11 protein-coding genes are annotated in these 12,785 nt (G+C 52.0%); 10 read left to right on the plus strand and 1 reads right to left on the minus strand.

The features are described from left to right. Window positions 1–2: 2 nt before the first annotated feature. The 5 genes from carB to pyrE are packed head-to-tail and all read left to right on the plus strand — an operon-like array spanning window position 3 to window position 6,275. Entirely contained in the window at window positions 3–3,230 is a 3,228-nt protein-coding gene (carB, locus tag BLW59_RS00490; protein WP_029543973.1) for a carbamoyl-phosphate synthase large subunit, read from the plus strand. Further along, the gene (locus BLW59_RS00495; RefSeq protein WP_318258182.1) at window positions 3,217–4,041 is read left to right on the plus strand and encodes a dihydroorotate dehydrogenase electron transfer subunit; all 825 of its coding nucleotides are present in this window, start codon (window positions 3,217–3,219) and stop codon (window positions 4,039–4,041) included. Before carB ends, BLW59_RS00495 begins: the two co-directional genes overlap by 14 nt. Continuing rightward, window positions 4,038–4,958 (plus strand): dihydroorotate dehydrogenase, encoded by a 921-nt coding sequence (locus tag BLW59_RS00500; RefSeq protein WP_074695281.1) that lies wholly within the window; start codon window positions 4,038–4,040, stop codon window positions 4,956–4,958. Before BLW59_RS00495 ends, BLW59_RS00500 begins: the two co-directional genes overlap by 4 nt. Before the next feature lie 19 nt (window positions 4,959–4,977). After that, window positions 4,978–5,700, plus strand: coding sequence for an orotidine-5'-phosphate decarboxylase (pyrF, locus tag BLW59_RS00505; protein WP_074695283.1), 723 nt, complete (start codon window positions 4,978–4,980; stop codon window positions 5,698–5,700). After that, entirely contained in the window at window positions 5,700–6,275 is a 576-nt protein-coding gene (gene pyrE, locus BLW59_RS00510) for an orotate phosphoribosyltransferase (RefSeq protein WP_074695285.1), read from the plus strand. Before pyrF ends, pyrE begins: the two co-directional genes overlap by 1 nt. A gap of 220 nt (window positions 6,276–6,495) precedes the next feature. On the opposite strand, the gene BLW59_RS00515 is transcribed toward pyrE, so the two are convergent. Beyond that, entirely contained in the window at window positions 6,496–7,044 is a 549-nt protein-coding gene (locus BLW59_RS00515) for a hypothetical protein (RefSeq protein ID WP_074695287.1), read from the minus strand. Window positions 7,045–7,170: 126 nt separating this feature from the next. Between BLW59_RS00515 and BLW59_RS00520 the strand changes: the two genes are divergently transcribed. From BLW59_RS00520 to nagB, 5 genes are all read left to right on the plus strand, one after another. Next, window positions 7,171–7,914, plus strand: a complete 744-nt coding sequence (locus BLW59_RS00520) for a class I SAM-dependent methyltransferase (RefSeq protein WP_051650310.1) — start codon at window positions 7,171–7,173, stop codon at window positions 7,912–7,914. Between the two features lie 33 nt (window positions 7,915–7,947). Further along, window positions 7,948–9,108 carry a glycerate kinase gene (locus BLW59_RS00525; protein WP_074695289.1) on the plus strand — a complete coding sequence of 387 codons (1,161 nt, stop codon included), beginning with the start codon at window positions 7,948–7,950 and terminating at the stop codon, window positions 9,106–9,108. Between the two features lie 34 nt (window positions 9,109–9,142). Next, window positions 9,143–10,585, plus strand: a complete 1,443-nt coding sequence (locus BLW59_RS00530; RefSeq protein ID WP_074695291.1) for a hypothetical protein — start codon at window positions 9,143–9,145, stop codon at window positions 10,583–10,585. A gap of 524 nt (window positions 10,586–11,109) precedes the next feature. Beyond that, on the plus strand, window positions 11,110–11,931 hold the full coding sequence (locus BLW59_RS00535; protein WP_051650311.1) for a transporter substrate-binding domain-containing protein: 822 nt from the start codon (window positions 11,110–11,112) through the stop codon (window positions 11,929–11,931). Window positions 11,932–12,000: 69 nt separating this feature from the next. Continuing rightward, window positions 12,001–12,768, plus strand: a complete 768-nt coding sequence (gene nagB / locus BLW59_RS00540) for a glucosamine-6-phosphate deaminase (protein ID WP_074695293.1) — start codon at window positions 12,001–12,003, stop codon at window positions 12,766–12,768. The last annotated feature ends 17 nt before the right edge of the window (window positions 12,769–12,785 follow it).

Below are 12,785 nucleotides of genomic sequence, written 5' to 3' on the forward strand. Positions count from 1 at the left end.
CTTTGCCAAAGAAGGAAAATCTCAAAAAAGTCATGGTCATTGGCTCAGGCCCCATCATCATCGGCCAGGCAGCAGAGTTTGACTATGCAGGCTCTCAGGCCTGCCGCGCCCTGAAGGAAGAAGGGCTGGAAGTGGTGCTGGTAAACTCCAACCCGGCTACCATCATGACTGATGCCCATATTGCTGACAGGGTCTATATTGAGCCGTTGACGGTGGACTTCCTGGAGGAAATCATCTCCAAGGAGAAACCGGATGGCTTGCTGGCTACCCTGGGGGGACAGGCAGGCCTGAACCTGGCTGTGCAGCTGGCTGAAAAGGGCGTGCTGGAGAAATACAATGTGGAGCTTTTGGGTACGCCCCTCAAGGCCATTGAGCAGGCCGAGGACCGCGAGCTTTTCAAAGAGACTATGCAGAAGCTGGGGGAGCCTATCCCGGAAAGCACCATTGTGGAGGATGTCCCCTCTGCCGTGGCCTTTGCCAATGGGATTGGCTACCCGGTAATCGTGCGTCCTGCCTACACCATGGGCGGTACCGGCGGCGGCATTGCAGAGAATGAGGAAGAACTCATTGAGATTGTCATCAAGGGCCTCAACTACTCCATGATAGGCCAGGTGCTCATCGAGCGCAGCGTGGCCGGCTGGAAGGAAATCGAGTACGAGGTCATGCGTGACGGCAATGACAACTGCATCACCGTCTGCAATATGGAAAACTTCGACCCGGTAGGTGTCCATACCGGCGACAGCATCGTAGTGGCACCTTCCCAGACCCTGTCTGACCATGAGTACCAGATGCTGCGCTCTGCCAGCCTGCGCATTATCCGCGAGCTGGGCATCGAAGGCGGCTGCAATGCCCAGTATGCCCTGGACCCCAACAGCAACCGCTACTACGTCATTGAGGTAAATCCCCGTGTCAGCCGTTCCTCTGCCCTGGCGTCCAAGGCCACAGGCTATCCCATTGCCAAGGTTTCTGCCAAGATTGCCATTGGTTACACTTTGGACGAAATCACCAATGCCGTAACCCAGAAGACCAAGGCCTGCTTCGAGCCTGCCCTGGACTACTGCGTGGTGAAGTTCCCCCGCTGGCCCTTTGACAAGTTCGTTTACGCTGACAAGACTCTGGGCACTCAGATGAAGGCCACCGGCGAGGTCATGAGCATTGACCGCAGCTTCGAGGGGGCTCTCCTGAAGGCAGTGCGCTCTTTGGAAATCGGCGTGCACCGCCTGCACATGGAAAAGATTGCTGCCTGGGATGATGCACGGGTGAAGAAGAACCTGGCCCGGGTCAATGACGAGCGCATCTTCGTAATTGCCGAGGCTCTGCGCCGTGGCATCGCCACCATGGAGGAAATCCATGCTGTTACCAAGGTAGACCGCTGGTTCCTGTCCAAGATCAAAAACATCACGGATATCGAAGTGCAACTGGCCAGCGAGCCTTTGACCCCCAGCCTCTTGTCTGCAGCCAAGAAGGTGGGGCTGGCTGACCGCTCCATTGCCGAGATTTCCGGCAAGTCCACGGACGAAATCCGCACACTGCGCAAGACCCAGGGACTCCTGCCCTGCTACAAGATGGTTGATACCTGCGCTGCCGAGTTCGAAGCAGCTACGCCGTACTACTACTCCACCTTCAATGCGGAACAGGATGAGGTGCAGGTGAGCCATGCCCGCAAGGTCATCGTGCTGGGCTCCGGTCCCATCCGCATCGGGCAGGGCGTGGAGTTCGACTACTGCTCAGTACATTCTGTCTGGGCCCTCAGGGAAATGGGCATCGAGGCCATCATCATCAACAACAATCCCGAGACAGTGAGCACGGACTTCGATATTTCCGACCGCCTGTATTTCGAGCCTCTCACCACGGAAGATGTGCTGAATATCATTGACAAAGAGCAGCCGGAGGGCGTCATCGTCCAGTTCGGCGGACAGACCGCCATCAACCTGGCAGCTTCCCTGCAGAAGGCCGGCGTGAAGGTCTTCGGCACGGCAGTGGATGACATCGACAGGGCAGAGGACAGAGAGCGCTTTGATGAAGTCCTTACCCAGGTGGGCATTCCCCGCCCCCAGGGCATCAGCGTCACCAATTTAGAAGATGCGGTAAGCGGTGCAGCTAGTATCGGCTACCCTGTCATGGTGCGTCCCTCCTACGTGCTGGGCGGTCGGGCCATGGAGATTGTCTACAACGAGGCAGAGCTGCGTGACTACATGAGCCGCGCTGTGAAGGTGACTCCTGACCACCCGGTATTGGTGGACCGTTACATGCAGGGCACCGAGGTGGAAGTGGACGGCATTTCCGATGGCGTAGATGTGATGATTCCCGGCATCATGGAGCATGTGGAACGCGCAGGCGTTCACTCCGGCGACAGCATCGCCGTCTATCCGCCCCGTACCCTGTCCTCCAAGGTCATCTATACCATCATCGATTACACTAAGCGCTTGGGCACGGCCCTGCACGTCAAAGGCCTGCTGAATATCCAGTTCGTAGTGGTGGAGGGTGAGGTCTACATCATCGAGGTTAATCCCCGCTCCTCAAGAACTGTGCCGTTCCTTTCCAAAGTCACGGATATCAAGATGGTGAACCTGGCTACCCGCATTGCCATGGGCGAGACTCTCAAGGACATGGGCTACAAGTCCGGCCTGGTGCCGCCCAAGCCCTATGTGGCAGTGAAAGCCCCTGTCTTCTCCTTCGCCAAGATGACGGATGTGGATATTTCCCTGGGACCTGAGATGAAGTCCACTGGCGAGGTCATGGGCATTGACTATCACTATGCCCGCGCCCTCTACAAGGCCATGGTGGGCTCCGGCCTCAATGTCCCCGTCAAGGGATGCGTGCTCTTTACCGTAGCCGACAAGGACAAGAATGAGATGAAGCAGCTGGCCAAGGCCTTTGCAGACCTTGATTTCCGCCTGGTGGCCACTGAAGGTACCGCCAAGGCCATCAAGAGCATGGGCATTGATGTGGACGTAGTGGGCAAGGTACACGAGCGCAGCACGGACATCATTCAGATGATCAAGCAGGGCCAGATCAACATGGTCATCAATACCCTGACCCAAGGCAAGCATTCCGCCAAGGACGGCTTCCGCATCCGCAGGGCCACGGTGGAGCACGGCATTGCCTGCCTGACCTCTCTGGATACAGCCTGGGAAGTGCTCCGGGTGCTCTCCTTCATGCGTGAGCGCCGCCTGGTTTACTCTCTGGCTGTGCAGGACTATGTGGGAGGTGGCGATGACCTTGCATGAACATGCAACTCCGGCAGAAAAAGTTGCCGCCATGGGCAGCCTGCCAGCCAAGGTTGACGTCAAGGCTCCCCTGGTCAGCCAGGAGGCACTGACAGAAGGTGTTTTCAAGCTGACGGCAGTTGCACCCAGCATTGCCTTGCGGGCCATGCCCGGCCAGTTTGTGCAGGTGGGAGTAAACAGGGGAGGCACACTCCTGCGCCGCCCCCTGGGCATTGCCGAAGCTGATCCTGCCACAGGTCATGTGAGCCTTATCTACCGGGTGGCAGGGAAGGGAACTCTTGCCCTGTCACAGCTGAAGCCTGGCGATGAAATCAAGCTTCTGGGTCCTTTGGGCCACGGTTTCAGCACCAAGGCAAAAAAGCCCCTTCTGGTAGGGGGCGGCATGGGACTTTCGCCGCTGCTCTATGCAGCAGGATATCTTTTAGGGCATAAGACCGAAACAGATGTGCTGATGGGCGGCCGCACGGAAAAGGAACTTTTCTGGCAGCAGCTTTTCAAGGAATGTGCCAAGAATATCCATCTTACCACAGATGATGGCAGTCTGGGCACCAAGGGCTTTGTCACTACCATTCTGCCTGAGTTGCTGAAGGAAAATGGCTATGACCTGGTCATAGCCTGCGGCCCGGAAATCATGATGAAGAATGTGGCCAAGGTGTGCAAGGAGCATGACGTTCCCTGCGAGGTTTCCCTGGAGCGCCGCATGGGCTGCGGCCTGGGCGCCTGCCTGTCCTGCTCAATCGATACTGTCTCTGGCAGGCGCAAGGTCTGCAAGGACGGCCCGGTTTTCCCTGCTGAGGAGGTGTTTTTTTGAAGCAATTTGAACGCCTTCACACCAATCTACTGGGCATAGAGATGAAGACTCCTGTGCTCACTGCTTCCGGTACCTTCGGTTTCGGGGAGGAGTTTGCAGATTTCGTGGATTTGTCCCTGCTGGGGGGCGTTGTGGTGAAAGGCACTACCCTGAAGCCCCGCCGGGGCAACGAAGGAGTGCGCATCACGGAAACTGCCGGCGGGGCAGGCATGCTGAACTGCATCGGCCTGGAAAATCCCGGGGTAGAACTTTTCCTGCAGGAAACTCTGCCCCGCATCAGCCAGTATGGCATGAATGTCATTGTGAATATTTCCGGCAGCACCGTGGAAGAATACGGCGTACTGGCTCAAATGCTGGATGTGCCGGGAGTGGCAGCCATAGAGCTCAATGTGTCCTGTCCCAACGTCAGGGAAGGGGGCATCGTCTTTGGCACTGATCCTGAGGCTGCCTCAGCCGTAGTCAGGGAAGCCAAGGCCCATACCAGGAAGCCTGTCATCATCAAGCTTTCTCCCAATGTCACTGATATCGTGCAGATGGCCAAAGCGGTGGAAGCAGCAGGCGCAGATGCCATTTCCCTTATCAATACCCTGATGGGCATGGAAATCGACATTGAACGCCGCCAGCCTGTGCTGGGCAATGTCACCGGAGGTCTTTCAGGACCATGCGTGAAGCCGGTGGCCCTGCGCATGGTCTATCAGGTCTCACGGGCTGTAAAGGTCCCCATCATCGGCATGGGGGGCATTTCCTGCTGGCAGGATGCGGTGCAGTTCTTCCTGGCCGGGGCTGATGCCATCGCAGTGGGGACAGCTAATTTTGCCAATCCTGCCGTGACCATGGAAATCTGCGAAGGACTGGAAAAATACTTGGAAAGCCACGGCCTGAAGAATATAACGGAACTGGTGGACTGGCTTGAATAAATGCAAAGGGGCTTTGAAGATGGCAGATGACCGCTTGATAGTAGCCCTAGATTTCCACCACATGGAGGAAGTCAGGGAACTTGTAAACAAACTCGGAGACAGCGTCAGCGCCTACAAGGTAGGCATGGAACTTTACTACAGCGTGGGCAGGGAAGCGGTTATATGGCTCAAGGACGAGGGCAAGAAAGTTTTCCTGGATTTGAAGCTGCATGATATTCCCAATACCGTAGCCAGCGGTCTCTGCTCTTTGATGGACTTGGGAGCGGATATGCTGAACGTCCATGCCGAGGGCGGCTACACTATGATGAAGACGGCAGCAGAAAGGCTGCACAAGGCAGCTGAGGAAGCAAATGTGCCCTGTCCCAAGCTCATTGCAGTGACGGTGCTCACCAGCATCAGTGAAGAAGAATGGGCAGATCTGGGCTTCGCCCAGGATGTGAAAATCAAGAGCATTGCCGTACGGCTGGCTAAACTGGCCAAAAAGGCAGGTCTTGACGGAGTAGTAGCTTCTCCCCATGAAGCAGCTCTGATTCGCGAAGCCTGCGGAAAGGATTTCCTGATAGTGACTCCCGGGGTGCGGCCTGCAGGCAGCAGCGTTGATGATCAGAGCCGCATAGCCACACCGGCAGCTGCCCTGAAAAATGGTGCCACCCATCTGGTGGTAGGGCGTCCTGTCAGGTCAGCAGAAGATCCTGTACAGGCGGCCAAGAATATTATCAAAGAAATGGAGCAGGTAAGATAATGACTGAAGCAGAAGTAAAGGAAATCTTGATCAAGACCGGTGCCATCATGGACGGTCATTTCCTCCTGACCTCTGGTCTGCACAGCCCACACTATGTGGAGAAGTTCAATGTGCTGCAGCAGCCCCAGTACACCCAGCAGCTCTGCGAGGCCATGGCCGAGAAATTCAAGGATGCCAACATCGAGACGGTGGTGGGTCCCATGACCGGCGGCATCCTGCTGGCCCATGAGACAGGCAAGGCCCTGGGCACCCGCGCCATCTTCACGGAACGCGTGGACGGCAAGATGACCTTCCGCAGAGGTTTCTCCCTCCATGAAGGGGAGCGTGTGCTGATTGTAGAGGATATCGTCACCACCGGCGGTTCCATCAAGGAAGTCATCGAGGTGGTGAAGGCACACGGCGGCGTTCCCGTAGCCGTGAGCATGCTGGTAGACCGCAGCGGCGGCAAGGCAGACTTCGGCGACGTGCCCTGCACGGCACTGCTGCACATGGATGTGGAAACATATCAGCCTGAGGAATGCCCTCTCTGCCAGCAGGGTGTACCCATGACCAAGAGAGGCAGCACTGGAAAGTGACAGGTATAGAGTATAATATTTAAATCCTTATGGGCAACGCCTGACCTTTGTGGGCGTTGCCTATTTCAATGGAGATGGTGAGGGTCCAGAGTTTTACATGAATTATGTATGAAGGGGAAGTTTTTCAAAATACCACAAAGAAGGAAAAATATTTTATGATTGAGATGGCAGGAATAGGGGGAGAGAAAGTGGAATGAAAATAAAAATGCAGTGAGGGGCGCTAGTGCCATTCTACGCCCAGTCCTGCTCTTGGATTTCGGAAAAACTCTGTGACCGTGCCATCATCAAGATTCAGCACGTTATAGCTGCAGTCCACAATATCAGTGGGGTCAGCCTCATCAGAGGGATTGGCTTTCATGTACAGGATTTTCCGGCCGTCTGGGGATATCGTACATTGCCCAATATGCCCGGCATTGCCGGGGGCAAGGCGTTCCAATGTCTTGCGTGCATTGCTGTTTAAGTTTTCGCCATGATAGGAGAAATCGACTGGTTCATCTGTTTTTGTCAATCCCCAGAATGAGCGCTTGTAGGCTGTATTAGTATCATAATCCTTGAGGATGATTCCTTCATAATTGTCGATGCTTGTATACTCCTGGGATAAGTCCATCATTGTCCATGAAATAATCAGCTTATAAGTTCCGACTAACAATAAAAATAATACGAGTGCTATTTGCAGACATATCATTAGGCGGAAAATGTTGTAGATAAGCCTGGCTATTATTCTGGATAAGATTTTTATCTTTGCCATAATCACTGAAGTGTTTGGCATTATAAAGTATCTCCTGCAAAATTTATTCATATCTGGTTTATCTCCTAAATAATGTGATATCGTATACTATGATAGCAAAGTATGATTAGGATTATCTTAGAGGATGATGCAGGGGGAGGTTTTTCAGTGGATATTGAGAGCATGGCCCGCTACTGGTCACAGGATGCGGAGAACTATGGAAACATCATAGAAAGGGAACTGTCAAGTTTCCGGGTAGGTGCATGGCAGAGATTATTGAAAGAAAAAATTCCAGAGGGAGCAAAACAGGTGCTGGATTTAGGCTGTGGTCCGGGATTCTTTTCCATCATCTTGTCCAGTCTTGGGTATGAAGTGACTGCTGTGGACTGCTCTGAAGGAATGCTTGAGCAGGCCGGGTCAATGATAGAAAAGTCTGGAGCAAAGGTAACTTTGCTCCAGATGGACATAAACAATATGGATTTTGCTGATGGTTCCTTTGACGCCATTGTCAGCCGGAATGTAACCTGGACGCTGTCTGACCCGTGGCGGGTATATGGCGAATGTCTTAGGCTGCTTAGAAACGGTGGCAGGCTGCTGTTTTTTGATGCCAACTGGCATATGCCTCTCTATGATGAGAAGATGGCAGACAGGGCTGAGAAACGCAGGCTGGAATGTCTGAAGCGTTACGGTGATGCCTTGGAATGTTCGGATGAAATCACGGAACCCTTTGATCCGATGACGCTGCCCCTTAGCGGTACCAAACGTCCCTACTGGGATGTGGAACTGCTGCGCAGCCTGGGCTTCGGTGAGGTACACAGTGATTTTGATTTGACGGACAGGCTTTGGGATGACAAAGAAAAGCTTCTGTATGGAGAGACACCTCTGTTCGGAGTGTTTGCCACCAAGTTTTAGAAGGTTGCAATGGTTTGTGATTTGGAGGATAATATGAATATTGTTGTGGCAATAGATTCCTTCAAGGGATGCCTGACTTCACTTGAAGCAGGAAAGGCTGCTGGTGCAGGCGTTTCAGCTGTATTCCCTGGGGCTGATGTTAAAGTCATGCCCCTGGCAGATGGCGGGGAAGGGACGGTGGAGGCTCTTACGCTGGGAATGGGAGGAGCGCTTAACAACCTTGAAGTTACCGGGCCTATGAAGAAGAAGGTCAAAGCTCAGTATGGCATTTTGCCGGATGGAAAAACAGCTATTGTAGAAATGTCATCAGCGGCAGGAATAACTTTGGTGCCCCAGGAGGAAAGGAATCCTCTTCATGCGACTACTTATGGCGTGGGCGAAATACTGGTGGATGCTATACGCAAGGGATGTCGTCATTTTATTGTGGGCATTGGTGGAAGTGCCACCAACGATGGCGGAGTGGGCATGCTTCAGGCACTTGGCTTTGATATGCAGGACGGGCAGGGAAAGCAGGTAACTCTGGGAGCTGTTGGACTAAAAAAGCTGGCCATCATTGAGGATAAGAATGTATTGCCAGAGCTGAGGGAGTGTACCTTCCGCGTTGCCTGCGATGTTGCCAACCCACTGTGTGGCAGAGAAGGCTGCAGTGCAGTGTTTTCCCCGCAGAAGGGGGCTGGCCTGTCAGAGATCAGGGATATGGACGAATGGATGAAGCATTATGCGGAAATTTCCTGCCTGAAATATCCTCATGCTGATCCTGAATATCCGGGTGCCGGGGCAGCCGGGGGAATGGGCTTTGCGTTTATGACCTACATGGGTGCAAGGCTGGAATCCGGAATTGGCATTGTATTGGCTGAGACGAAGCTGGAGAAATATATAGCCAGGGCTGATCTCGTCATCACGGGGGAGGGGAGGCTGGATGGACAAACCATAATGGGTAAGGCACCTATCGGAGTGGCAAGGCTGGCAAAAAAATATGGAAAGCCCGTCATAGCCTTCTGCGGCAGTGCAACCCCGGAAGCCATGGCATGCAATGAGCATGGCATAGACGCCTATTTCCCCATTCTAAGGCAGCCTGCAACGCTGGCAGAGGCAATGGACAGGGAAATGGCTCGTCAAAATATGATTGATACAGTGGTGCAGGTGATGCGGGCTATCAGAATCAAAGTTCCATCATGCACTGCTGATACATAATCAGATAAGATTTGCGTAATAGGAGGGATAACTATTGGCAAATGTATTGAGCGTTTTGGAAAAGGCCATGGATGATGATATACGAAATCAGGTTGCCATATTTGAAGTTGTCACTGTCAAGAACATAATGGGAACAGAAGGGGTAAAGGTAGCTGAAAAGGCTGCCGGGATGGTGAACTCTGTGGGGCGGCTCTTGGGGGCAAAGAATCGTCTTGTGAAGGATATGAGACCCCGCAGCATTGAAGAGCAGATCGAGGACAAGATTGAGGAGTGCGCCAATGACAGCCGGGGGATGCTGGATGCAGAGCTTCGGAAACTCTTGGCAGAGAGACTTGATCTGGAGGATGAAGCTTCGGACGAGAGAATTGCCAAGGAGCTTGTAAACCATGCGGCTGAGTATATGGAGCTTGATGAGGTGCTGGCTCCGGCAGAGATGACTGATGCCGTGCTGCAACAGTACAAGAAACAGCAGGAAAAGAAAACGGGATGGCCAGCCCTGGCTATGCTGGGGATGTGGCAGCAGATGACGGGTACCTCCAAAGTGGACGGGGAGGTGTACTGCCAACTGATTTCCATGGCCAGGTCTGTTTACGGCAGGAATTTTGCGCCCGAGGATGATGACATGCCTGACTGGATTATAGGCAGGACGGCTGACACCAGGCGGGAGATAGAGGAATCGGATGTGTCTTATCAGGCAAGGGAAGTTGAACTGAAAGAGGCGCAGACTGCCCGCGAAGTGGCAGAGAGGAAGCTCCTGGAAGCCCAAAGAAGCGAGGAGGCTGCCAAGGCTGAATTGGAGACCCATGCAAGGTATATTGAAGACATTCGGGTATGGCTTGCTAACTACGACAATATTAGGTTGAGCCAGGAGATTGAGCTTGGGGTGTTGGAGGGGCAGCTTGTGTCGGCTGCCAGTGAAGCCAGGAAATCAGCCCGCACTATCAACAAGCTTAAGCGGGCGATAATACAGCAAAGGAAAAAGCTTACTAACCTCCATGCAGAGCGGGAAACTAATCTGGCAACGCTGGAGAATGCTCCCCAAAGGGAAATGGAGATTCGCCAGCTGATAGAGCAGACTGAGGCAGAAAGTGCAAGCATGACGAAAATTTTCCATGAAGCTGAGGAGGTGTATGCATTTGCCCAGGCAGCCAGGGATGAAGAACGTCGCAGGCGCATCGAAAACATCATTCGGGGCATGGAGGAATGGGGCGAGCAAGATTACAGCGGAAAGGTCTTTGAACTGGATGAAGTCATTCTTCGTCAGCTGGCCATGACTAATAATGAACACAGGATTGGTGTATTCAAAACCATGAAGCAGGTGTTGGATGCGGCTGCGCCCCAGGATCTTGGGGATAAGGTCAACGATGAAAGTCTGGGGCTGCCAATCAAGGAAACTGGGAGTTACCTGATATATCAGTTAGACGCAGCTGGTAAAATTACGTTTGCACGGTTCACGGATGAGGACAGCCTTTATTAAGCACTTATACTATGATAACAGAGGGCGATTATGATTCTCCAAGAAGTGAAAAATCAAGTTATCGTTAACACAAAAAAAGGCATTATCCATGAGAATGATTCATGGATAATGCCCCTTAATTTAATGATTAAATTACGAATGTGGAAATACACAAAATGGCGATAAGAAACACGTTTATTTTTATGCATTCACGTGAAACTGAATATACAAGATAAGCAAAAATATCAGATTCAGATGGAACTTTTTCTGAGTTTTCGTAGTAGTTCATATTGAGTCCTCTCTTTCATAAATCTTGTTGCATTTGAACTTTTAAATTCTGCAATATATATCGTAGATATTTAGGAAAACTTAAATGTTTTTTTCATTTGCATATTATATCTTGGTTTTGTATGTGGGAGAACAAAAAGCACAGGTTTGGCTTATGCCAGGACAGGAATAACGGCACTACGAACTATATATCGGATAAAATACAGAAAACTTAAATGTTTTTTAGGAAAACTTTTGAGTAGCAGGGAGGAATTGCCATGATGAAGAAACTTGGGAGTCTGATGGTGTTAAGCATTGTTGCTGCTATGCTGCTTACCCAGCTGAACCTTGCAGAAGCAGGGCATCTTGAAGATATTTCGGCAAGGGGGACTATACGCGTAGGTACCACGGGGGATTACATTCCTATGTCCTATTTGAATCCTCAGACTGGAGAATATGAGGGAATAGATGCAGAACTGTCACGTATTATTGCAGATTCGCTGGGGGTGAAGCTGGAGTATGTGCCAACTACCTGGCCATCTTTGGCAGAAGATACCTTGGCAGGCAAGTTTGATATAGCCATTTGCGGTATTTCCAGAAACTATGCCAGAGCCAGGACTATGGCCATGTCTGATGCCTATGGCGAAGGTGCTTTTGGCAAAACCATACTCTGTCGCAAGGCTGATGCCAGGAAGTTCCGCAGCCTCGCTGACATCGACAAAGCTGACGTAAGGGTCATGATCAACCCTGGGGGAACCAATGAGAAATTTGCCAATGCCAACTTAAAGAAGGCACAGCTTATCGTACATAAGGAAAATGCCGATATTCCCAGGCAGATTGCTGAGGGGAATGCCGATATCATGATAACGGAGCCTGTGGAAGCGGCCCGCTATGTGGAAATGGATGCCAGGCTGGCGGCTCCCCTGATCAGCAAGCCATTTACAAAACATTCCTGCGGCATACTTATGGCCAAGGGAGATCAGGAGTTTTTGAATTACATCAATTTTGTTTTGGCGGAGCTGCGCATGGATGGAACGCTGCCCAGGCTGGAAGCTGAATATTTGCGTGTCAAACCATCTAAGCAGCAAGCGGAAAAATGAGATGTCATTTGAGGTGGGCAAAAATAAGCCTGTAATCATAGGCAGGTTGCTGGAGGAGGCGTGAGGAAAATGCGACTCGTCATTACAGATTCCTACGAGCAGATGGGGCTGGAGGCAGCCAACATTGTAGCAGGACAAATTTACTTGAAGCCAAATAGCGTACTGGGGCTGGCCACCGGCAGTACGCCCGTTTCTATGTATGAGCGTCTTGTATTGGTGCATAGAACCGTGGGACTGGATTTTTCTGAAGTGACCACATTCAATTTGGACGAGTATATCGGCATGCGCCCAGACAATTCTCAGAGCTATCACTATTTCATGCAGGAAAATTTCTTCAGGCATATCAATATCAGGCAGGAAAATGTCTATATTCCTGATGGCATGGCAGAAGATACCGTTGCAGAGGGGCATCGCTACGAGCAGCTTATAGCGGCCAAGGGCGGCATAGACTTGCAGGTGCTGGGCATTGGCCAGAACGCGCACATAGGCTTCAACGAGCCTGATGTGAAGTTTGCAGCCACTACCCACAAGGTAGAACTGGATGAGGAAACCATACAGGCCAATTCCCGCTTCTTCAATGATGCCAGCGAAGTGCCCCGCTATGCCATAAGCATGGGTATAAAGACCATCATGATGGCTGAACATGTCATCATGCTTGCAAACGGCAAGAACAAGGCCAGGGCTGTGTATAAGGCTCTTTGCGGAGATGTCACGCCTGAGGCGCCGGCCTCAATCCTGCAGCTGCACAGGGATGTGACTGTAATCGTGGATAAGGAAGCAGCCTCCCTGCTGCCGGCTGACATTCACGATATCCAGATAAAGAATTTGTGTCGATGAGGATAGAGGGAGCTGGC

The sequence above is a fragment of the Selenomonas sp. KH1T6 genome (assembly GCF_900108415.1).
Classification (GTDB): Bacteria; Bacillota; Negativicutes; order Selenomonadales; family Selenomonadaceae; genus Selenomonas_B; species Selenomonas_B ruminantium_A.

Bases quoted from the DNA above. Each gene is read 5' to 3' on its own strand.
- BLW59_RS00495 (WP_318258182.1), top strand. From the start codon at position 3,217: ATGACCTTGCATGAACATGCAACTCCGGCAGAAAAAGTTGCCGCCATG.
- pyrF (WP_074695283.1), top strand. From the start codon at position 4,978: ATGGCAGATGACCGCTTGATAGTAGCCCTAGATTTCCACCACATGGAG.
- pyrE (WP_074695285.1), top strand. From the start codon at position 5,700: ATGACTGAAGCAGAAGTAAAGGAAATCTTGATCAAGACCGGTGCCATC.
- BLW59_RS00515 (WP_074695287.1), bottom strand. From the start codon at position 7,044: ATGCCAAACACTTCAGTGATTATGGCAAAGATAAAAATCTTATCCAGA.
- BLW59_RS00525 (WP_074695289.1), top strand. From the start codon at position 7,948: ATGAATATTGTTGTGGCAATAGATTCCTTCAAGGGATGCCTGACTTCA.
- BLW59_RS00535 (WP_051650311.1), top strand. From the start codon at position 11,110: ATGATGAAGAAACTTGGGAGTCTGATGGTGTTAAGCATTGTTGCTGCT.
- nagB (WP_074695293.1), top strand. From the start codon at position 12,001: ATGCGACTCGTCATTACAGATTCCTACGAGCAGATGGGGCTGGAGGCA.